Consider the following 23,101-nt stretch of genomic DNA (forward strand, 5'->3'; position numbering starts at 1 on the left):
ATATAAAAGAGAGTCAGTATGTGGGAGTTGGTAAAGGCGGGTGGATGGCTGATGACACCGATTGTGGTGTGTTCAATATTGGCGTTGGTTATCATTATTGAGCGTAGCCATACCTTGCAATTTAATAAAGTTGCCCCGAGTAGATTACGCGAACAGCTGATTACCCGTTTACGTGAAAATGGCGATATCGGGCGTACCCAGTTGATGAATGTCAAAGAAAAAACCGCTCTTGGTGATATTTTAGCGACAGGGCTGCTTTATCGTCAGTATGGATTAGAGTCAATGACGATGCATATGCAAAACCGTGCAAGTGTGCAAGTGCATCAATTAGAAAAAAACATCAATATGCTCGGTACTATAGGTGCGATTGCACCGTTGCTCGGACTATTAGGAACGGTATTGGGGATTATCTCGTCGTTCTTAGCGATTACTGATGGCGCGATGCAAGATCCAACGATGCTTGCTGCTGGTGTGTCACAAGCCTTGATTACGACTGCTGCTGGTATGATTGTGGCTATCCCAGCATTGGTTGCCTATCGCTATTTTCAGCGCCGTATCATTGATATCAATGCCCAGTTTGAGACCCAAGCAGGACTAATGATTCAAGAGCTGTATGACTATCAACTGTTTGAAAATACTTACAACCCTAGTTCAAAGACCTCAGCACATCGTGCATCATCGGATGAGACTGTAGGTAATGAACATTCAACCAGTGTTTTAAGCTCAGATAATGGTATTGCAATGACGTCGTAGTATGAATAATTTCATTAGTACTACGCATCATGATATGAATAGTCATTCATTGAAAAACTGAGTATTAAGCATTTAAAGAGGGTGATATGCGCTTTAGAAAACCAACCGTCGAGCCGCTTGAAATCAATTTAACGCCAATGATCGATTGTCTATTATTTTTGATTGTATTCTTGCTGCTGGCAACGTCGTTTAATCATTTTAGTCGTTTAAATATCATTCTGCCTGAAGCGGAAGGCGTGGCACTGACCGAACAGAAAAACAGCATCGAAGTCGCCGTGCAAGAAGATGGCAGTTATTTAGTCAATGGCATTACGCTTGCCAGTAGTAATGAGGCTGAGTTGACCAGTATGCTACAGCAAGAAGCGGGCAGTAATCGTGATATGCTATTCGTTATTGCAGCAGATGCCAACGCCACCCATCAATCGGTGGTAAGAGTCATGGATATCGCTGGCAAACTAGGGTTTTTGAACTTAAATATTAGTACTGTTGTACCACTTGGTCAGCCTTTACCACAATAATATTTTGATCCTGTTTGTGCTGTGATTTTTAATTGTACTATTTAAACGCTTAAGCGCTGTATTATCATATAAATACCACTATAAAACTGTGCTACTAGCACAGTCCATTCATGTCATGACACTCAAATTGAGGCTTTTATGAGCCAAGCTTATCAACCGGACTCTGCAAAAACTTCTATTAAGAAAGTATCAGTGTCTTCAGAAAGTCCGCCTAAGCATAAAACATTACTGCGTCTACTTAGCTACCTAAAGCCATATTGGTGGGCACTGCTATTGACGGTCGTGGGCTTTGCGATTAATGCGGGGACAGAGATTTGGATTGCTAAGTTACTACAATATATCACTGATGCGATCAACCAAAATGATCAAAGCAAGAAAGCCTTATTTCCCCTACTGATCATCGGACTGTTCTTTGTACGCGGTGTGGGTAGCTTTTTGGGTAATTACTATTCTGCTTTGGTCTCGCGCAACTTGGTCTATGAGTTGCGAGTAGAGGTGTTCAATAAACTGCTGCGTTTGCCAAGCTCATTTTATTTGGCAAATCCCGCTGGGACTATTTCATCGAAATTGATATTTGATGTTGAACAAGTCACCGCCGCGAGTACAGACTCGATGAAGACGTTGCTGCGTGATGGTTTGACTGTCGTGGCATTGATAGGTTTTTTGCTGTATAGCAATTGGCGTTTGACCTTGATTTTATTTGTCGTACTACCGCCCATACTATGGCTCATTCGCATCGCATCCAAGCGTTATCTCAAGCTCTCTAAAGGCATTCAAAAGACGATGGGCAACGTCAGCCATATCACCAATGAAGTCATCGGTGGCTATCAAGTCGTAAAAAACTACGGCGGGCAAGCGTACGAAGCTGAACGCTTTGATAAAACATCAAAAAAGAACTTGCGCCAGGGCATGAAAGTTGTCGTCACCAATAGCATCAATACGCCTGCGGTACAGCTATTGATGGCGATGGCGATGTCAGTTGTGGTGTGGCTCGCATTGAGACCTGCAGTAATAGATAACATTTCAGCTGGTGAGTTTATCTCATACATTGCAGCAGCAGGTTTGCTGAGCAAGCCAGTCAGGTCGCTCACCGATATCAATCAAAAATTGCAAAAAGGCATTGCCGCTGGTGAGTCTATTTTTGCGCTACTTGATGAGCCAGAAGAAGAAGACACAGGTACAATAAACAAAGCACTGTCAGGTGAGATGTCGTTAGAGAATATCAGTTTGATTTATCCTGATTCGACGGTCGCCCTGCATGACTTTACATTGAATATAAAAGCAGGTGAGACGGTTGCACTCGTGGGACGAAGCGGTGCAGGTAAGTCATCGTTAGTCAATTTATTGACGCGCACTCTAGAAGCCTCTTCAGGGCAGATTACGTTAGATGGTATGCCCATTGAAAGTATTAAGTTAGAGAGTTTGCGCGCCCAAATTGCCATGGTGAATCAGCAAGTAGTCCTGTTTAATACCACAGTTTTCAACAATATTGCTTATGGCAGCTTAGCTAATAAGACCCAAGCTGAAGTGGAACGTGCCGCAAAAGATGCCTTTGCTCATGATTTTATTATGAAGATGCCAAACGGTTATCAAAGTGAGGTCGGTGCTGAAGGCTTACAACTGTCTGGTGGTCAACGTCAACGCTTATCGATTGCTCGCGCCTTATTAAAAGACGCCCCGATTCTAATCTTAGATGAGGCGACCAGTGCGCTTGATAATGAGTCAGAATATTACATTCAGCAAGCGCTTGATAACGTAATGAAAGATCGTACTACGCTGGTTATTGCGCATCGATTAACCACGATTGAGTCAGCCGATCGTATCGCTGTAATGGATGGCGGTCAGATCGTTGAGCTAGGGACACATGACGAGTTGATGCAGCTGCAAGGTCATTATGCGCAAATGTATGAGCGCGATTTTGAGTAAGATTATGAACGATTTTACTAAGGTTTGAACGATAAAGTGTGAACGAGCACTAGGCTAATGAAAAAGTGACCAATACGAATGAGCATTGAGACGACAGTGACGCGTGCTTGGCAACGTCAAGCCGCTTGGTTGTGGCTATTATTGCCGATTAGCTGGTTGTATGGGCTCATTACCATGCTGCGTCGTCAAGCTTATAAGATGGGCTTACTATCCAGTTACCGCGCCCCAGTTCCTGTGATGGTGATTGGTAATATCAGCGTGGGTGGCAGTGGCAAGACGCCATTAATTATTGCCTTGGTTGATTACCTACAAGACCGAGGCGTAAAAGTAGGTGTTATCAGTCGCGGTTACGGTGGCGATAGTAGTCAAATGCCAGCTTTGGTCGATGCCGCCAGTTTACCCAATGTGGTAGGGGATGAGCCTTGTTTGATTGTCAATATGACAGATGCGCCCATGGCGGTATGCCCCAATCGTAAGCAAGCGATTACTACTTTATTGAATGCCCATCCTAAATTACAATTCATTATTGCTGATGATGGCTTACAGCACTATGCCCTACAACGTGACATTGAATGGATTGTGGTCGATTCAGCACGGGGCTTTGGTAATAAGCAATTACTCCCAACTGGATTTTTACGTGAGCCAATGTCACGGTTAGAAGGTGCTACGGTTATTTATCATGAAGGGCCAAATAACAGTGCAGCGCCTCATAATAAAAACACCAAGCAGCAGTCACAAGCTGATCATCTGTCCATGCACCTGCAAGCGGACGACATGAAATTATTATGGCAACCTGTATTGGCTGACGCTCATATTGATGCGCCTAAAAAGGGCAGTAGAGTCCATGCGGTGAGCGGTATTGGCTATCCGCAGCGGTTTTTTGATACTTTACACTCGCTTGGTTTTGAGGTTATAGGTCACCCTTATCCCGACCACTATGAGTTTAGCTTGGCTGAATTGTTGCAATATCGCGAATACCCCGTCGTGATAACCACTAAAGATGCAGTAAAAATAAGAGCTTTGCTATTAAAAGCAACTGCGGCGCAAACGTTGAGCAATGACCATAAAGAGCTTGTAAGTAGACTCTGGATATTGCCAGTAACAGCGGTGTTATCGGATAGTTGTTATGACAATTTACAGCAGCAATTAACCGTTTTAAATATTGATATGTCTAATAGTGAAAAGCTGTAAATCTTAGAATTTAAATGATTTTGTAGGAATAAACTATGTCGCCCATCATTACGCCCGCCAAAACGCATATTGTCGTTCCTGCTCGCTTTAAGAGTACGCGATTACCCGGTAAGCCTTTGTTAAATATTCATGGCAAGCCAATGATTCTTTGGGTCGCCGAAAAGGCGCAGGCAGCACACTTCGCTGATGATATGTGTATTGCGACCGATGATGAGCGTATTGCAAAAGTGTGTATGGATGCAGGTTTTGATGTGGTGATGACCAGCGCAGAGCACGCTTCAGGGACTGACCGTTTGGCTGAAGTCGCTGCCATTAAAGGCTGGGCTGAGCATGATATTGTGGTCAATATGCAAGGTGATGAACCGTTGGTACCGCCGCTATTATTAGAGCAGGTAAAGGCACTTTTGGTAGCAGACAATGACAGCGTGATGGCTACCTTGTGTGAGCCTATTGATGACCACGAGACTTTTATGCGTCCATCAGTGGTAAAGGTTGTCAGTCAGCACGCTAATGATTTGCAACGGGCGCTATATTTCAGCCGAGCACCGATTCCTTGCGATCGAGATGTCGTATTGGCTAATGAGAGCAATAAGCAGCCGCCCAAAAATGCTTATCGTCATTTAGGGTTATATGCTTATCGCGTCAGCCTATTGCAGCAGTTTGTGCATTGGCCGCAAACGCCGCTTGAAATACTTGAAAGCTTAGAGCAATTACGTGTTTTAGAGAATGGTGGTCATATTGCTATTGCCACAGCCGCTTGCCAGCTACCAGCAGGTGTCGATACTCAAGAAGATTTGGATCGTTTAAATAGCATGAGCTTGGCGGATTTTCAAAACCCTCTCTCTAAATAGCCTAAGTAAAAACAAACTTCCTGCTAAGTGACACTATTACACTACCTAATCGCACTACCTACTAATTTATCAGGCACATTTATCAAGCATAATAGTCGTCAAGTACAGTCATCAAGCAAAGCTATAGAGCAAAATTTATGAGTGACCTCACAGAAAGTACAGGTGCATTAGATACGTCAGATGGCATTTATTTTGCACCGTTACTGCCGTGGCAGAAAACTCTGTGGTCGCAGTTGACCAAGCGGGTGTCAACGTCGCAACAGTCTTTGCCTCATGCAATGCTCGCAGCAGGGATGCAAGGTATGGGCAAGCGTGCTTTTGTATGGCGTTTGGTCGCTTGGTTGTTGTGTCGTCAGCGTGATACTCATCCATTTGGTGCTTGCGCCGAGTGTGAGAGCTGCCAGTGGCTCAGATCCGGTACGCATCCAAGCTTACAAGTGCTTCCTATCGTCAGTATGCCGGTCAGTGTGGAAAATACAAGTAATAAAGAAGCTGCCAGTAGTAGTGCTAAAGACAAAAAATCTGCCAAAGCCGCTAGCAATAGTGCTCTTAAAATAAAAGTTGATGATATTCGTGCATTGCAGCCTTTTATTTACCAAGGTGGGCAAGGGATGCGCATCTGCGTGCTAGATCATGCCGAAAAAATGACGGTTGCTGCTGCCAACGCGCTGCTTAAGACTTTGGAAGAGCCGCAAGCACAAGTTCATTTATTTTTACTCAGCGATACGCCAGCGCAGCTTTTACCGACCATTAAAAGTCGGGTTCAACAGCTGCCACTTCAGACCATTGAGCCTGCTACTGCCGTTGAATATGTGACGCAGGCGCTTGGATCTACGGTCAATCGTGAAGCGGTAGGAACAGCGGCAATTGAGCAACTTATCCAACTGGCAAATGGTGCGCCTTTAGCGGCGATAGCGCTGGCGCAGGCACCTTGGTATAGTAAGCGTGCATTGTGGCTGACAACATGGCAAGCACTACGTAGTGGCAAACGAAGTAGTATCGCAGCCAGCGATTATTGGCAAACCCAGCTTAGTATCATAGAGTTTATCCAGCTGTCTGAGCTGATGCTGCTTGATATGCGCCGTGTTTGCTTGGGACTGAGCGAACTGCAAAAAGACATCAGTCTCTCAGTAGCATTAGACACTTATCAACCTACTGACAGTGGTTTAGAAGGCTTTGCGGCTAGCCTACAGCAGACCAAAATTGCCCTACAACAAAATGTGCAAGAAAAATTCGCCTATGATAAGCTAATGCAAGAATTGGCCTATCTATAGTCAATCCACTTTAGAAATTAAGTGCAGCAGGACTAAGAAGATTAAGACCAAGATTAAGATGTTCATTATTATTTGGTGATCTATTAATGCGTTGGTCTAGCTATGATTTATCATTTATAAAATACCTCAAAACTCATTTATAAAGGAAGCTGACTATGGCAATGCCAGGGCGTGGCGGGATTCTAACCTGCCATATGGAAGATATCGAAACGTTATACGCCAGCTATTTATCTTTTGTAAATAATGGTGCCTTGTTTATTTCCTCTGATCGCGTGCAAAAGCTGGGCGATGAGGTGTTTATTGCGGTGACTTTACCCAACTCTAGCGAGCGCTTACCGATGAATGGTAAGGTGGTATGGATTAGTTCTAAAGTTCAAAGCGGTCGTCCTGCAGGTTTTGCGGTGCAGATTGGCACTGATATCGCAGGGCAAAGAATCAAAAATGAAGTCGAGCGCTTATTGGCTGGTAAAATAGACAGTTTGCAGTCTACTTATACCATGTAGCGTGTCTGTCTATTCGTGCGCTTATCTACTGAAATAACGATGAGTTTCAAGATAGATAGTAAGATAAAAAACACCACCTTATATATGCGTAAGGTGGTGTTTTTTTAAGCAAAATATAACTGGGTTAAGTGAGGCTCAGCAATGCAGGAGTGTGTTTTAGTAACGCGGCGGCACATACATATCGTCTGGAATCGGCTCACGATAGTACTCATCATCACGCTTGCGCTCGGGTAGTTCTACCTCATCGCGCGGCACTTCTTTATAAGGAATTTGCTCCAGTAGATGCGCAACACAATTTAGCCTCGCGCGCTTTTTATTATTACCTTCGACCACCCACCACGGCGCTTCAGGGATATGAGTACGCTCAAACATGGTCTCTTTTGCCTTGGTATAGTCCTCCCAACGCCGCCGTGATTGCAGATCCATCGCTGAAAGCTTCCACTGTTTAAGAGGATCATGAATGCGGCTCATAAAGCGTGAATGCTGCTCATCATCAGTAATCGAAAACCAGTATTTGACCAAGCGAATACCAGAGCGTACTAGCATGCGCTCAAATTCGGGCACCGACTGAAAAAACTCTTCATACTGCGCATCTGTACAAAACCCCATGACGCGCTCGACACCGACACGGTTATACCAACTACGATCAAAAAGTACAATCTCACCAGCGGCTGGCAAGTGCGCCACATAACGCTGAAAATACCATTGTGATTGCTCACGTTCCGTTGGTGCAGGCAGGGCAGCGACCCTACAAACGCGCGGGTTTAATCGCTGAGTGATACGCTTGATGGCACCACCTTTACCTGCAGAATCACGACCCTCAAATATCACCACAATACGCTCACCGCGAGCTACCACCCAATCTTGTAACTTGATAAGTTCTCGCTGTAATCGTACTAACTCTTGAAAATACATACGGCGATCGAGTCTTTCTTGCTCGCTCATTTCCCGACCATCAAACCGAAAGTCTCGCATGTAATCATCGATTTCGTTCTCAAGCTCTTCGTCATAGGTATCAATCAAGTCTTGATGCATCTTACGGCGCAGCTCATCATCAAAGACTTCCTTATCCATGCGACCAATAAAATTGGCCTGCTCAGATGAGGTGAGCTCATTACGCTCTTGCGCGGTCAATGAATTGGGTTCAATCGCTGAGGGTATTTTGCTCATATCAAGCTCCAGATAAATGATGTCATGGTTATTATTGATTATTCTTACTTTATCATATCTGCTAGCAGTGCTATGCGTTGGCTACGTTTCATTATTGTGTTGTCTGACGGTTTCTGACCAAATTTACAATTATTGATGGAGAGAAGATAGGCATAAAAAAACACCCTCTAATCCATTGATTAAAGGGTGTTTTAAAACTTTCAGCTATTTATTGCCAAGTTACCTCAGCTAGAAATTTACTTCTCTAGGATGCAAGTCACGCCTTGACCACCTGCGGCGCAGATAGAGATAAGCACACGTCCTGAGCCTTTTTGATCCAGTAATTTAGCAGCCGTTGCTAAGATACGACCACCAGTGGCAGCGAACGGATGCCCTGCCGCAAGTGATGAGCCATTCACATTGAGCTTGCTACGGTCGATAGAGCCTAATGGCGCGTCAAGACCTAGACGCTCTTCACAGAACTTCTCATCTTCCCAAGCAGTTAATGTTGATAATACTTGTGAAGCAAAAGCTTCATGAATTTCGTAAAAATCAAAATCCTGCAACGTTAGACCAGCACGCTCAAGCATACGCGGTACGGCATATGCAGGTGCCATTAATAAGCCTTCTGTCGTGCCAGATTTACCAATGAAATCAACAGCAGCTGTTTCTTGATGGACGATATAAGCCAATGGCTTCAGACCATGCTCTTTTGCCCATTCATCCGTACCCAGTAGTACACAAGAAGCACCATCAGTTAGCGGCGTAGAGTTAGCAGCCGTCATCGTCGGGTTAGCATTCTTTCTGCCAAATACTGGCTTTAGTTTACCCAGTTTTTCTAAAGTGGTATCCGGACGCAAGTTATTGTCGCGCGTTAGACCTTTATATGGAGTGATTAGGTCATCAAAGAAACCTTCATCATAAGCGCGCGCTAGGTTTTGATGGCTATTAAAAGCAAGCTCATCTTGTGCTTCACGGCTGATATTCCATTCAAGTGCAGTGATGGCTTGATGATCACCCATTGATAAACCAGTACGTGGCTCACCATTTTTTGGCGCATCGAGTAAGTCTTTTGGATTTAAGCCCATTAATGCTTTTAGACGTTGTTTGTTGTCTTTAGCAGCACCCAATTTGATAAGTACTTTACGTAGGCCATCGCCAACTGCGATAGGGGCATCAGATGTAGTATCTACGCCACCAGTAATGGCTGAATCGATAAGACCAAGGGCGATTTTGTTAGCAGAAGCAAAGGTCGCTTGCAAGCCAGTACCGCAAGCTTGTGAGATGTCATAAGTTGGGGTATGTGGGTTCAGATCGGTGTTTAGTGTGGCTTCACGAGTTAGGTTGATATCGCGGCTTAGTTTCATAACGGCACCAGCGACGACTTCACCGATTTTTTCGTCTTGCAAATTAAAACGCTCAACCAGACCATTCAATGCAGCGGTTAGCATATCTGTGTTGCTGACGTCTGCATATGAGCCGTTTGAGCGTGCAAATGGGATACGGTTGCCACCTAAAATTGCGACGCGGTTTAGACCAGAAGCAAGCTTCGTAGCGCTTGATTTTTTAGCAGAGGTAGCGGTCTTTTTGGCAGCAGGAGTATCGACTTTATCATCAGCGGCTTTTTTACTGGTAGTGTCTTTAGCGGCACTTGTTTTAGTGTCGGTGCTGCTGGTTTTCTTAGCCGTCGCTTCTTTCTTGTTGCTATCTGGCTTAGCATTATCTATTGGCTTAGCGCTATCTGATTTGGTACTGCTTGATTTGTTATCGGTAGACTTTACGACAGTGCTTTCAACAACAGGACTCTCAGGGTGATTATTTTTATTACTCATAATATTATCCTTAAAATATTGGCAGAAAAAAAGAAGGTAGCCCTTAAAAAGGGTTACTAATTAAAATGTACTGCTTAAGTTGCTTGCAGGTATTACTTAATGATTTAATGCAATGAGCAAATGTTATCATTTATGATGCCGTCTAGCTGTGTATCATAAGACGTTTTTGCTGCCTTACTGTATGTCTTTAGCAAACTATGTGACACTTATTTAAGCTCAGTAATCTCTCAGTCCACTGATAGCTATAAAAGCAGCCATGATATTTCTTAGAATGATAACTTTCGTAGACTGGCTAGTATTGATTATTAGCATTGCATAACGGCACGTTTGATAATATATTGTTATCGATAAATGCATTTGCCATAACTTATAGGTCTGATTTTAGCACAACATGGCGATTTTTAAATCTAAAAAAAGAGACTGTCTTGTATACTGGCTTGTCTACAGATTGTTATAGACATTGTTGGCTTTTGGACTTGTTTACCATGTGAGTGTATAGTTAAGGCAGTTTTGTACCCATTTACTAAATATAAATAATTATGATGCTGATGAGTCTTTATACTTGTTGGTGTTTGTATGAGTGATTATAAAAGACAAATTCCATTTTTCATTTACTCTTATCTTAACCTTTCGTTATAGGAATTATATTATGTCAGACCGTTATGGTGATTTTGTTCAATCTTCTATTGGTAAAAAAGTCGCAAAAAACTTAGGCTTGCCTATGCCAGTAGAGCTTGACCGTTTTGATAGTGGCCAGCCTTTGGTACGCGGTAGCGTCTTGGTTGGTCGTGCTAATGGCGATGATAAAAGCGTGAGTGCTTCTGTTGCACGTATCTTGTCAGATGTACATGCTGATGTGTATGTAAACAGCAGTGATGACATCAAAGATGCGCTTTCTGATGCGGGTGTTGAAGCTAAATCCAATACGGGCGGCGATGATAAGTTTAAAGTATTGCTTTTTGATGCCAGTAATATCAGCAACGCCGATCAGCTCAAAGAAGTTTATGAGTTTTTCCATACGGTGGCTCGCCGCGTAGAACAATCAGGTCGAGTAATCATCGTTGGCCGTACGCCAGAAAACTTGACTGACATCGAAGCAGCATTGGCACAACGTGCGCTTGAAGGCTTTGTAAAATCGGTTGGTAAAGAGTTTAAGCGCGGCGTTACCGCACAACTTATCTACGTTGAAGAAGGCGCAGAGCAAAACTTAGACTCAACCTTGCGCTTTTTCACGTCAGCTCGCTCAGCTTATGTGTCGGGACAAGTGATACGTGTCAGCACAGGCGATAACGTTGATGTCGATTGGACACAGCCTCTAGGTGGCAAGACCATGCTAGTCACTGGTGCAAGCCGCGGTATTGGCGAAGCCATCGCGCGTGTATTGGCTCGTGAAGGCGCTCATGTTATCTGTCTTGATGTCCCGCAGCAGCAAGCTGACTTGCAAAAAGTCGCCAGCGAAATCAGTGGTTCTGTATTGACCGTTGACATTACCAGTGCTGATGCAGGCAAAGAAATCGCAGAAGCGGCGCAAAATCGTGGCGGTCTAGATTCCATTATCCATAATGCTGGCGTGACGCGTGATAAGACCTTGGCAAAAATGGATGAGAAAAAGTGGGACATGGTCATCAATATCAACTTAGGTAGTATCGCTAAGCTGAACCGCTATTTACTTGACAATGACGTCCTAAAAGACAATGCGCGCATCGTTTGCGTCTCATCAATTTCAGGTATCGCTGGTAACATGGGTCAGACCAACTACGCGACTTCGAAAGCGGGTGTGATTGGTTTGGTTGATGCCACTGCTAAGCAACTAGAAGACAATGCCAAAGGCATGACTATCAACGCTGTTGCCCCAGGATTTATCGAAACTCAAATGACAGAAGCCATCCCATTTGCTATTCGTGAAGCGGGTCGCCGTATGAACTCAATGAGCCAAGGCGGCTTACCAGTTGACGTTGCTGAAACCATCGCATGGTTTGCATCTCCTGCTTCTGGCGGTCTAAATGGCAACGTGGTACGTGTTTGTGGTCAAAGCTTGCTGGGTGCATAGCCTTGAGTACATAGCCCTAATTTATTTGTAGGTATAAGTGATGAGGTTGCTCATACTAAATATGTGATATAACCTATTATTTTTTATTTACCTCACATATGCTTACGAAAAAATTGCTGATAAATTGTAATAAAGCTGCCCAAGGGTGGCTTTTTTATGATAAAAACACAGGAACCATAAGCCAAATTGTTTTTCGTAGTGATAAGTGCCTATACTGTTCATGAGAATAGCTATGAGACTGGCTATCAATGTATTAATGTGCTAATTGATGACAGGCTCCAGTACTTATAAAAAACATCGTTCAATAATAGGCTTAATCAACGACTTCATAGCATTTTAATATGCATTAAAAAATCAGCTTGAGCCACACTTAGGATTTATTATGTCAGACAAACATTATGATGCGTTGCCAAAAGCGCATACGACTTACGCCAATATTGTGAAAAGCCTATTGCCTATTGGCAATAGTGACAAAATCAGTAAAGATCAACTGCCGCAAGCGACCTATTATGTGGATGACCTGCACATTGATCAGGGCAATCTAAATGATTATCGTAAGATTTGCGGTTTTTCTGATAATGGTAAAGTGCCCATTACTTATTTTTCAGTGCTGTCACAGTCGCTGCAAATGAACATGATGGTCAAAGAGCCATTTCCGTTTGCTATGCTAGGTCTGGTCCACGTGGATAATAGCGTGACTCAATATCGTCCTATTGGTGAGCGTGAGACTGTCGCTATGTCGGTCGCCTTTGATAACTTGCGTGACCATGCACAAGGTCAACAGTTTGACTTCGTGACGACGATCAAGTCAGAGGACGAAGTCATTTGGGAAGGGACGTCAACGTATCTGTCCCGTAGTAAAAAATCAGACAGCAGCAAAGATAAAAAAAGCACCCCGCGTCCAGTAACGGTGAAGCCAGAAGTGAACGCAGACGGTGTGCACAGCATCTTTGAAGTGCCAGAAGATATCGGTCGTCGTTATGCCTTTGTTTCAGGTGACTTTAATCTTATCCATTTGCATCCGCTATCCGCGCGCGCGTTTGGCTTTCCTAAAGCGATCGCTCATGGTATGTGGTCAAAGGCGAAGTGCCTTGCCATGATGGACGAGCTACCTGACGCCTGTACGATTGACGTTTCATTCAAATTGCCTATCTTTTTACCCGCTGAAGTAGAGCTTATCGCTGAGCCAGTAGCGCAGCTTGACAATGCAGACGATACTTGTGAATTTGGTTTATATAGCTCTAAAAATGATAAGCCGCATTTGGCTGGTGTCGTTAAATTGCACAATAACCATTAATGAGCCGTTGGTAAAATGACCATCAGTGACCCAAATAGCTTTTATCTCAATAGCCCAATCTAACGAACAAATTTATAATTATGACTTCACATACAGCAGCAATAAATGCAGATCAACCTAATAGCCCAGCAGTTACTGATAATAACGTTCTAGATAATGGTGTCGATCTCGCCACTATGTTTGACCCTTACTTTCGTCCTGATGCAAACACCATTGTGTGCGGTGCGCTCGATGAGAAAAAAGTAGCGGCTTTGGCCGAAGCTGGGGTTGAGCTGGTCATTAACTTACAGCCCAATGACGAGTTGAGCTTTGATGAAGCAGCAGCAGTCGCGCAAGCTGGCATGCATTATGAGCATTTGCCTATCAACGGCGTTGCAGACTTAAAGCAGCTTAAAATATTGGCATTTGATAATATCTTACGCCAACATCATGGCAAAAAAATAGCCATGCATTGTGGCTCTGGTAATCGAGTAGGGGCCGCCATTGCTCTGCGTGCAGGATGGCTTCGTGGTCGTAAGATGGATACTGCCATGGAGCGTGGTCGCAGCCATGGCTTGACGAAGCTTGAAGACGAAGTTTATAAGCGTTTGCTAGTACCGCGCTAAGACATAAAGATGATAAAGTGTTATTGAGCAGCACTGAGTAACAAAAAGGCGACCAATAGGTGGCCTTTTTTATGAGCAAATAGATGCTCAATATCAAGGCACTGAGGGACTTTTAAGACTTCGGCGTTTTTTTGACACTTAGCAATTATAAAAAATGGAGCAGGAAAACCATGACTGACAACAATAAAAAAACCAATCAGAATCTTTACCAGCAAATCGATGGTGAGTTTCAGAAACGCATGCAGCAATTATTGTCTGATTTACAGCTTGACGACGCGCCCGCTGGCGGTGCTGTGGTTGTCTATCAGGACGGTAAATGTATCGCTCAGGCGCGCGTGGGCATGGCTCGTCCGGACATATTATGGCAGCCTGATACCTTGGCGATTAACTTTTCTACCGGTAAAGGCGTATTGGCAACGCTGGTGCATGTGTTGGTTTCGCAGCAGCTGCTTGCTTATGATGAGCCGATTGCCAGCTATTGGCCAGCCTTCGCTGCCCAGCATAAAAGTACTGTTACGCTACGCAGCGTTATGTCGCATCAAGCCAATTTATTCTCTATTCAGAGTGTTGACGCGGACAGCGAAGCGTTGCTCGATTGGCAGTTGATGCTCAGCAAAATTGCCGCAATGTCAGTCACTGCACCTGAAGATGCCGAGTTATATGACAGCGCTTACAGTGCTTTAGTTTATGGCTGGGTATTAGGCGGCGTCATAGAAGCCGTCACTGAGATGTCATTGGCTGAGGCGCTGCGTCATTATCTGACTGAACCATTGGGTATCGCCGACAGTTGTTATTTCGGCGTGCCTGCTAGCAAAGTCGATCAAGTGGCGATGCTGGCCAAAAACTTTGCTGGGTCAAATGAGGACAGCTCACAGCTAGGTAATAGGCGTCATAAACCTACGATAAAAGCAGACTCACCAGAGACGCTACAAACTTATGCAAATCTACCCAGTTATGGGTGTTGGCAGCAGCAAACATTAGCAAATAAAGAAACGGCAAATACAATTCAGGATGATGAGAAAAATAACTTACCTATATTAGACACCGCTCGTATTAATGGTTTGTACTTCAATACGAGCAAGCTTAATCTAAGAAATTATAAATCGGCACTCATACCTGCCAATAAACAACCTATTGACTATTACCAGCCCCAGACACTACAGGCAGCCATTCCAGCAGCCAATGGTGTTGCCTCAGCGCAGGCACTGGCCACCATCTATGCGATGTTGGCTAATGGAGGAAAATGGCAGGGATGCACGCTTATTGATAGTGCCACTTTCGAGCAACTATCGACACCGCAAGTCACAGGACTAGATGCCGTTATGCCAGCGAATATGGATTGGCGCTTGGGTTATCATCGACTGTTTAGCATTTGCCAAAATGTAGACAGTGAGATGTTGAAGGCAAACCAGCAAGGATTTGGGCATATGGGGTATAACGGTTCAGTGGCTTGGTGTGACCCTGAACAGCAATTGTCCTTTGCTTTTATTCATAACTTTGATACCACGATGCTCAATGATGTGCGTCAGTTTGCCCTAACGGAAGCCGTGCTTAGCTTAGTCGATTCGGAGCTTTCAAAGCGCTAGACAGACCCTAAGGTTAATGTAATTTATTGGGCGCTATTTTGAGAAGTCTTGTGGCGCTAAGACCGTGGATAAAAATTGAAGCCAAAATCACAATCGAACAGACGACCCATAATTTGAGTGCATCTTCCTCGCCGAAAAAACCTTGATTGAGCGCGTAAGACAAATAATATAGCGTGCCAATACCGCGAATCCCCAATGCAGAAATGGCATACTTTTCGGCGTGTGGAAGGTTCAGACCTGACAAGGCAATAAACCCACCGATGGGTCGTATCAATAATAAAAAAGTGAAGCTAACAATGTAAACGCGCCATGTCAGCTCAACACCTGACTGCAATCCTTGACCAAGAAACATGCCGAAAGCAACCAGCACTAGCGACATGAGCAAACCTTCTGACTGTTCTGCAAAATCATGGAGCTTGTGGTGATAACTGTGTTTATGCTCTGAACGCCGGAAGGCAAAAGCCGCGACAAATACAGCAATAAAACCATAACTATGTATAAATTCTGCTGACCCATATGCCACTAGTGTTAGGGCAATGACCACATAACCTTGAGAAATGGTCGTTTCGTGGCTGTGCTTTGAAAATACCAATTTTGCCAATAGTTTACCGACAACAATACCCACCACCAAGCCTGCACCAATTTTCCACAGTACATCATGAGTAAACCACGACCAGAGCATCTCACCCGTAAAACGCTGACCTTCGCTAAAAGCCTCTGCTATTTTAATGGCCAAATAAACGAATGGAAATGCCAATCCATCATTCAATCCGGCCTCTGAGGTCAAGGTAAAGCGCGGCGTATCTTCACCGCCCGTATTCGGTGGCCCCACTTGAATACTAGAGGCCAGCACGGGATCGGTGGGTGCCAATACAGCGCCTAGCAAGATTGCCGCGCCCATACTCAGACCAAATGCATAATACCCCAACACTGCCATGGCAAAGATGCCAATCGGCATGGTGATAAGTAACAAGCGTACGGTAGGGCGCCATAGTTTCCAAGACAGCTCAGTATCAATCTTAATACCGGCACCAACCAAAGAAACCAATATCACAATTTCAGTTAATTTTTCGACGATTAAACCATTATCAAGTGGATTCAAGAATGACAATGTCGTCCACGAATAACCCATGAGCAAGCCAAAGCTGACCTGTAGCATAGGTAAGGAGATGGGTGTCCGCTTAAAAATAATAGGAAACAAAGCCCCTAATAAAAAGGCGATGCCGCAGACCAATAAAAATAAATTATAGTGTTCAATCATAACGTTCAATACGTCCCAATTATCTTGATCTAAAACAACCTGTATGAACGATAAACAGAGTCGCCATCACCAAGCCTTATCATGACGTTAAAATTTTTTTATTACCGCAAAAAAACGTTATTGAAACGTCTGCTACGTTGTTTTTTGGTGAAAAAAAAGCCTGCATCGCGCAGGCTTAGGATAATGCTAATAAATATGTCTTAAAAACGAGCCATTAAGATTTTTGGCTTAGCGCTCAACTTGACTCACATCGCGTACCGCACCCGTATCGGCACTGGTGGTCATGGCCGCATAAGCACGTAGGGCAGGAGAAACATGGCGCTCACGGCTGACGGGTTTCCATGCATCGCGGCCACGAGCTTCCATGACTTCGCGGCGAGCGGCCAATTCTGCATCGCTTACCTGCATATTGATAGTACGGTTAGGGATGTCAATATGGATAGTATCGCCTTCTTCAACCAGACCAATTGCACCGCCTTCAGCTGCTTCAGGGCTGGCATGACCGATCGAGAGGCCTGATGTTCCACCAGAGAAACGACCGTCAGTCAGTAGCGCACACTCTTTACCCAAGCCTTTAGACTTAAGATAAGTCGTTGGATAGAGCATCTCTTGCATACCGGGGCCACCTTTTGGACCTTCGTATCGAATGATGACCACATCGCCTGCAACGATATCGTCAGCCAATACCGCAGCGACGGCATCATCTTGTGACTCAAAGAGTCGCGCGCGACCGGTAAACACTAAAATACTGTCATCGACACCAGCGGTCTTGACCACACAGCCACGCTCAGCGATATTACCGTACAGTACCGCAAGGCCGCCATCTGCTGAATAGGCGTGTTGGGCACTGCGGATACAGCCTGACTCACGGTTGACGTCAAGGTTTGACCATTCTTTTGATTGTGAGAAGGCTTCAGTGGTGCGTACGCCACCAGGTGCTGCTATATAGCGTGCGCGTGCCTCAAGATTGTCAGGATTCATAATATCCCATTTATCAATCGCTTCTTTCATCGTTGCACTATGGATGGTCGGCAAGTCAGTTTTCAGTAACCCTGCACGATCAAGCTCGGCCAACAAGGCGAAGACGCCGCCAGCACGATGCACATCTTCCATATGGTATTTTTGTGAGGCAGGCGCGACTTTTGCAAGACAAGGCACACCGCGGCTTAAGCGGTCAATATCATGCATTTTAAAGTCAATTTCTGCCTCATTAGCAGCAGCCAACAGATGCAAAATAGTATTGGTCGAACCGCCCATAGCGATATCCAAGGTCATCGCATTTTCGAACGCAGCCTTGCTCGCAATTGAGCGTGGCAATACGGAATCATCATCTTGCTCATAACGGCGCTTGGCAAGCGAGACAATAGTGCGACCCGCTTCTAAGAATAGCTCGCGACGTAATGAGTGAGTCGCCAATAGCGAGCCATTACCAGGTAATGCCAAGCCTAGAGCTTCGGTCAAGCAGTTCATCGAGTTGGCAGTGAACATACCAGAGCACGAGCCACAAGTAGGGCAAGCTGAGGCTTCAATTGCGGCGACATCTTCATCACTAATGCTGTCATCAGCGGCATCCATCATTGCATCGACAAGGTCAAGCTTACGAACCGCACTGCTGTCACTGCCATCGGTATTGTGACTTTTACCAACCGTACTGGCTAGAATTTTGCCCGCTTCCATCGGGCCACCTGAAATAAATACCACTGGTATATTAAGGCGCATGGCAGCCATCAACATACCCGGAGTGATCTTGTCGCAGTTAGAGATACATACCAAGGCATCTGCGCAGTGAGCATTGACCATGTATTCAACAGAATCCGCAATCAAGTCGCGACTCGGCAGTGAATACAACATACCGCTATGACCCATCGCAATACCGTCATCAACGGCAATAGTATTGAACTCTTTTGCCACGCCGCCTGCTTGCTCAATCTCGCGAGCGACCATTTGCCCCAAGTCTTTTAGATGCACATGACCAGGTACAAACTGGGTGAAGGAGTTGGCAATGGCAATAATTGGCTTGCCAAAATCGCCATCAGTCATACCTGTTGCACGCCATAGGGCACGTGCACCTGCCATATTACGACCACCAGTAGAGGTTTTTGAGCGATAATCCATGTGATATTCCTTACAAATAAGCGAGATTTATTAACGTGTGCAGCATCAGCTTTGATGCGGATAGTGTGCTTTTTATGCAGAGTGAGTACTAGTGAATAATACTAATTCGTTACCATACCATTAGCTATGAATAACTGAAAATAATGCATAGACAATCATAAAGGAGTTGTGGTTAAAACACTACTCAAGGCGTTCTAAAATTGCCGTGTCAAACCATGGTAGCTCGGCTTTATCCGCTTCTAATTTGGCAATGACAGTTAATGCATGAGAGGCTAGTAGTTGTTGATAGTCAGCGCTAGCTTCAATAGTCAGTAGTGGCTCTTCAGTGTTGCCTTGCTCATCGATACTCATTAAAGTTTGCTTGTCGTTTTTATATAGAACATCAACGCGACCAAAAAACTGCCAGTCTTTAAAAGCGGCCGTCATCGCGTCTTCTGCATCTTTGGTATATATTTGCTGCGTCTCTTTGCCCGTATTGGTCCAATGTAGACGTACGGCTAACTGCAGTGCCTCACTAAAGACCACCAACGAGCCAATCACTTTGACATGCCAAGGACTGGACAATAAATCATTAGAAATATCTAAGAGAGTCGCGGCCTCAGCAGCAGTCATGGGTGTGTTAAATTGAGCGAGTAAGGTAGGTGTCAGCGGATGCGTCTGTTTAATAGCGTCATCCAAGCTATCATAGTGATATAAGAACGGCAATGGCAAGTCTTGCGTGACCGTCTTTTTGCTAATTTTGCAATTATGAATCCGCCAGCTAATGGTGGTATCTGTTAAAGCCTCTGCCAAGACAATCGTATTTGGATTTATCTTTAGGAGATTATTATTTTGAGTGTCACTTTGATCGCTACTGACAACAGCAATTTGTTCATCGCTTGCAGATGTAGGCGCATCTGTGTTGTCGTTGAGGTTATGAGCTAATAGCGTATCTGTGTCATGCGATGTGGTGGTATTGTCTGATAATTGAGTCGGCAAGGCAGTCAAATTCATAACTCCAGCGTTAGCAAAATAGGGGGTTAATATAACATTTAATAGGGGATGCTCGCCAATAAATTAGCGTGTTTGAATGGTCTGTCAGTACAAAAATAAATTTGATTTTTTCACTTATAGTCAGTGAAAAGTAATATCGATACATCACGCACTGCTGATATCAATTTTTCTTGCTTGCTTGCTGTGCCTGTGCAGACAGAGGCGACAAAAAATTAATATCAGCAGTATCGTCGCGTTTTTGGGGTATTTTGACTATATCTGCTGCTTGTACTTAACCCGTATTTCGTCCACTATGTTGCAGATGGCATATTCACTACTCAAAATCATAAAATAATCAAAGGAATAAATAATGACTGAAGTTAACCAACAAGCTGATTATGACGATAACAACATTTTTGCCAAAATGCTAAACGGTGATATCCCATATCACAAGGTTTATGAAGATGATAAAACCCTCGCTTTTATGGATATCATGCCGCAAGCAGAAGGGCATGTATTGGTCATCCCTAAGCAAAAAGCGGTTGATTTGGCAGATCTTCAACCTGATTATGCCGCTGCAATACTAATGACATCCAAAAAGGTCATGCAAGCGCAGCGCCAAGTGTTTGAGCGTGAGGGCGTTATTCAGATGCAGTTGAATGGATCACAAGCAGGTCAAACGGTATTTCATTATCATGTGCACCTGATTCCATCGAGCATTCATGAGTTGGGTCGCCATGCAGTGACGCAAGCAGATCATGAAAAACTGGCGGAAATTGCCAAGCAACTTGCGGCAGTGATTGCTGCTCAATAATATATGTCTTTAACGAAGAAGTTTTGAGATTTTCAAAGTAGATAAAAAGGTCGCTAGCAAGCGGCCTTTTTTGTTGCTTGGTAATAGTCATGTAACAATCGTTAAAGTAATGTTACAAGATAAGGGCTTAACTGGGGTTCAGGCAAAGAGTGTGATACAAATTATATTTTGTTAGGCATATCTGTTTCGTATTGCTTCTACGAATAACCTTTTCATAAAATAAAGCTGTATTAATTTGAGGATATCACTTTTTATGAGTAAATTACCTCGCTCTACTATCTTACTGCCAGTGTTTGTACCGGCTGCTGTCATCATGATTTTATTGGTGGTTGGCACTGCTGCAAATCCTGAAGCGGCGGGCGCACTATTTAGTACTGTTTTGACATTCACCACCAATACCTTTGGTTGGTTTTATATGTTGGCAGTCGCGCTGTTTTTAATGTTTATTATCGCGCTGGCATTTTCATCTTATGGCACTATCAAGCTTGGGCCTGATCATGCTGAGGCTGAATATAAATTCCTTGAATGGTTTGCCATGCTGTTTTCGGCAGGTTACGGCATTGCCTTATTATTCTTTGGTGTGGCCGAGCCAGTCATGCATTTTGCCAGCCCGCCATTGTCTGATCCGCAGACTATTGAGGCGGCAAAAGAAGCGATGCAGATTGCTTATTTTCATTGGGGTTTTCATATTTGGGCTATTTATGGGGTGGTAGGGCTATCGCTGGCGTATTTCTCTTTTCGTCATGGTTTACCGTTGTCGATGCGCTCCACGTTATATCCTTTAATTGGCGACAAGATTTACGGGCCTATTGGTCATACTGTCGATGTGTTTGCAATTGTAGGTACGTTGTTTGGTATCGCTACCAGCTTAGGATTGTCGGTATCGCAAATTAACGCTGGCCTCAACTATCTGTTACCGGACCTCATTCCAGTTAATACCACCGTACAGGTCATTGCTATTGCATTGATTACCGCTGCTGCACTGGTCTCAGTGCTGGCAGGTATGGATAAAGGCGTCAAGCGGCTGTCTATATTGAATATGGTACTGGCGACTGCGCTGATGATTTTTGTGTTTGTCGTAGGACCAACGGTCTTTATTCTAAATGCCTTTATGGAAAATACGGGCAGCTATTTGGGTAATATTGTCGAGCGCACCTTTAGCTTGCAAGCGTATGAAAACAGCGATTGGATCGGTAGTTGGACGTTGTTTATCTTTGCTTGGACAATCGCATGGGCACCTTTTGTTGGTTTGTTTATTGCCAAAATCAGCCGTGGTCGTACCATTCGTGAGTTTGTACTTGGCGTCATGCTAGTGCCAACGTTCTTCACTTTCTTTTGGTTTGCCGTATTTGGTGATACTGCATTGCATATGATTATGGTAGATGGTTATACCTCGTTAATTACTGAGGTACAAAACAACCAAGCGATTGCCTTGTTTAAACTGCTAGAAAACCTGCCTTTCACTGAGTTTGTGTCTTCATTGACCATACTATTAATCATTACCTTTTTTGTGACGTCGTCAGATTCAGGTTCATTGGTTATTGATTCGTTAGCAGCAGGCGGTCGAAGTGATACGCCATGGTGGCAGCGTACGTTTTGGGTAGTGACCGAAGGGGCGGTGGCAGCTGCGCTATTGCTTGCCGGTGGCCTAACAGCACTCCAAACGGCTTCTATCGTTAGTGCCTTACCTTTCGCGATTATTATATTGATATCGATGTTTGGCATGTGGCGTGCGCTACGTATCGAAGGACATCGTAACCAGAGCTTGGGTAATGACAGCAAACTACCACCGCACCTGCTTAAGCCATCAGCATGGCGCGATCGTATCGATTACATCACTGATCAGCCAACCCGTGATAAGGTTTTAAACTATATCAAAGAGGTGATTATGCCCTCAATGGTAGAGGTGTCAGCCAAATTTGCAGAGACAGGCTGGACGACTGATGTCAATTATGATGCGGTCAATAATCGTGCCGTGCTTGAGCTGCATCGCGGTGATGATGTCGAGTTTTGGTATGAAGTGCGCCTATCTGAACATGATGCGCCGGATTACCATACTGAAAGTACAGCAGGTGAGTTGCCACAAGAGCATCATCATCGTGCTGAGGTTTATCTACGCCGTGGTGGTCAGACCTATGATTTGTACGGCTATGAGACAGAGTCCGTCATCAACGATATTATTGATCAGTTTGAAAAATATTTGCACTTCCTAAATGTGTCACCGGACAGTTTGCCGTGGCGTATGCAAGAGCACGATGATGACATTACGTTGGAGCAGGGCAGTGTGTTTGATAAATAGTTGGTTTGACGCTTAAAAACTGATGTTTATGGGTGCAAGTTATTCGAGTGAATCGCTTGCAATATGCGTATGAACCCTTAGAATAACGGCTTGATTTCATTGACC

Annotated in this window: 18 protein-coding genes; 13 read left to right on the forward strand and 5 right to left on the reverse strand. The window is 44.4% G+C overall.

Annotation, left to right across the window (positions count from 1 at the left end; genetic code table 11):
* Nucleotides 1–18: 18 nt before the first annotated feature.
* From IE130_RS03130 to IE130_RS03160, 7 genes are all read left to right on the forward strand, one after another.
* The gene (locus IE130_RS03130; protein WP_010198190.1) at nucleotides 19–753 is read left to right on the forward strand and encodes a MotA/TolQ/ExbB proton channel family protein; all 735 of its coding nucleotides are present in this window, start codon (nucleotides 19–21) and stop codon (nucleotides 751–753) included.
* An 86-nt stretch (nucleotides 754–839) separates the two neighbouring features.
* Entirely contained in the window at nucleotides 840–1,271 is a 432-nt protein-coding gene (locus IE130_RS03135; RefSeq protein WP_010198193.1) for an ExbD/TolR family protein, read from the forward strand.
* A 138-nt stretch (nucleotides 1,272–1,409) separates the two neighbouring features.
* Nucleotides 1,410–3,197 (forward strand): lipid A export permease/ATP-binding protein MsbA, encoded by a 1,788-nt coding sequence (gene msbA, locus IE130_RS03140; protein WP_189581534.1) that lies wholly within the window; start codon nucleotides 1,410–1,412, stop codon nucleotides 3,195–3,197.
* Nucleotides 3,198–3,275: 78 nt separating this feature from the next.
* Nucleotides 3,276–4,388 (forward strand): tetraacyldisaccharide 4'-kinase, encoded by a 1,113-nt coding sequence (gene lpxK, locus IE130_RS03145; RefSeq protein ID WP_189581537.1) that lies wholly within the window; start codon nucleotides 3,276–3,278, stop codon nucleotides 4,386–4,388.
* Nucleotides 4,389–4,423: 35 nt separating this feature from the next.
* Entirely contained in the window at nucleotides 4,424–5,239 is an 816-nt protein-coding gene (gene kdsB / locus IE130_RS03150; RefSeq protein ID WP_189581540.1) for a 3-deoxy-manno-octulosonate cytidylyltransferase, read from the forward strand.
* A 137-nt stretch (nucleotides 5,240–5,376) separates the two neighbouring features.
* Nucleotides 5,377–6,513: a DNA polymerase III subunit delta' gene (locus IE130_RS03155; protein ID WP_189581543.1), complete on the forward strand. Its 1,137-nt coding sequence runs from the start codon at nucleotides 5,377–5,379 to the stop codon at nucleotides 6,511–6,513.
* 155 nt (nucleotides 6,514–6,668) lie between these two features.
* Nucleotides 6,669–7,016: a PilZ domain-containing protein gene (locus tag IE130_RS03160; protein WP_189581546.1), complete on the forward strand. Its 348-nt coding sequence runs from the start codon at nucleotides 6,669–6,671 to the stop codon at nucleotides 7,014–7,016.
* A gap of 156 nt (nucleotides 7,017–7,172) precedes the next feature.
* On the opposite strand, the gene ppk2 is transcribed toward IE130_RS03160, so the two are convergent.
* Both ppk2 and IE130_RS03170 read right to left on the reverse strand, forming a co-directional pair.
* Complete coding sequence (ppk2, locus tag IE130_RS03165; RefSeq protein WP_228293107.1) at nucleotides 7,173–8,186, reverse strand: polyphosphate kinase 2; 1,014 nt, start codon at nucleotides 8,184–8,186, stop codon at nucleotides 7,173–7,175.
* Between the two features lie 236 nt (nucleotides 8,187–8,422).
* On the reverse strand, nucleotides 8,423–9,997 hold the full coding sequence (locus tag IE130_RS03170; RefSeq protein ID WP_189581549.1) for an acetyl-CoA C-acetyltransferase: 1,575 nt from the start codon (nucleotides 9,995–9,997) through the stop codon (nucleotides 8,423–8,425).
* A 649-nt stretch (nucleotides 9,998–10,646) separates the two neighbouring features.
* On the opposite strand from IE130_RS03170, the gene IE130_RS03175 reads away from it, so the two are divergent.
* From IE130_RS03175 to IE130_RS03190, 4 genes are all read left to right on the forward strand, one after another.
* Complete coding sequence (locus tag IE130_RS03175; protein WP_189581552.1) at nucleotides 10,647–12,047, forward strand: 3-oxoacyl-ACP reductase; 1,401 nt, start codon at nucleotides 10,647–10,649, stop codon at nucleotides 12,045–12,047.
* A 382-nt stretch (nucleotides 12,048–12,429) separates the two neighbouring features.
* Nucleotides 12,430–13,344, forward strand: coding sequence for a MaoC family dehydratase (locus IE130_RS03180; RefSeq protein ID WP_189581555.1), 915 nt, complete (start codon nucleotides 12,430–12,432; stop codon nucleotides 13,342–13,344).
* 80 nt (nucleotides 13,345–13,424) lie between these two features.
* On the forward strand, nucleotides 13,425–13,949 hold the full coding sequence (locus tag IE130_RS03185; protein WP_189581558.1) for a protein tyrosine phosphatase family protein: 525 nt from the start codon (nucleotides 13,425–13,427) through the stop codon (nucleotides 13,947–13,949).
* 170 nt (nucleotides 13,950–14,119) lie between these two features.
* Complete coding sequence (locus IE130_RS03190) at nucleotides 14,120–15,535, forward strand: serine hydrolase domain-containing protein (RefSeq protein ID WP_227676113.1); 1,416 nt, start codon at nucleotides 14,120–14,122, stop codon at nucleotides 15,533–15,535.
* A gap of 13 nt (nucleotides 15,536–15,548) precedes the next feature.
* Here IE130_RS03190 and IE130_RS03195 read toward each other — a convergent pair whose 3' ends face one another.
* From IE130_RS03195 to IE130_RS03205, 3 genes are all read right to left on the reverse strand, one after another.
* Entirely contained in the window at nucleotides 15,549–16,796 is a 1,248-nt protein-coding gene (locus IE130_RS03195; protein ID WP_189581561.1) for a cation:proton antiporter, read from the reverse strand.
* A 228-nt stretch (nucleotides 16,797–17,024) separates the two neighbouring features.
* Nucleotides 17,025–18,911 (reverse strand): dihydroxy-acid dehydratase, encoded by a 1,887-nt coding sequence (gene ilvD, locus IE130_RS03200; RefSeq protein ID WP_189581564.1) that lies wholly within the window; start codon nucleotides 18,909–18,911, stop codon nucleotides 17,025–17,027.
* Nucleotides 18,912–19,091: 180 nt separating this feature from the next.
* Nucleotides 19,092–19,904 carry a hypothetical protein gene (locus tag IE130_RS03205; RefSeq protein WP_189581567.1) on the reverse strand — a complete coding sequence of 271 codons (813 nt, stop codon included), beginning with the start codon at nucleotides 19,902–19,904 and terminating at the stop codon, nucleotides 19,092–19,094.
* A gap of 349 nt (nucleotides 19,905–20,253) precedes the next feature.
* Between IE130_RS03205 and IE130_RS03210 the strand changes: the two genes are divergently transcribed.
* Together IE130_RS03210 and IE130_RS03215 are read left to right on the forward strand one after the other, a co-directional pair.
* Nucleotides 20,254–20,697 carry an HIT family protein gene (locus IE130_RS03210; protein ID WP_189581570.1) on the forward strand — a complete coding sequence of 148 codons (444 nt, stop codon included), beginning with the start codon at nucleotides 20,254–20,256 and terminating at the stop codon, nucleotides 20,695–20,697.
* Between the two features lie 253 nt (nucleotides 20,698–20,950).
* Nucleotides 20,951–22,996, forward strand: coding sequence for a BCCT family transporter (locus tag IE130_RS03215; RefSeq protein WP_189581574.1), 2,046 nt, complete (start codon nucleotides 20,951–20,953; stop codon nucleotides 22,994–22,996).
* The last annotated feature ends 105 nt before the right edge of the window (nucleotides 22,997–23,101 follow it).

This window comes from Psychrobacter glaciei (assembly GCF_014652895.1).
Taxonomy (GTDB): Bacteria; Pseudomonadota; Gammaproteobacteria; order Pseudomonadales; family Moraxellaceae; genus Psychrobacter; species Psychrobacter glaciei.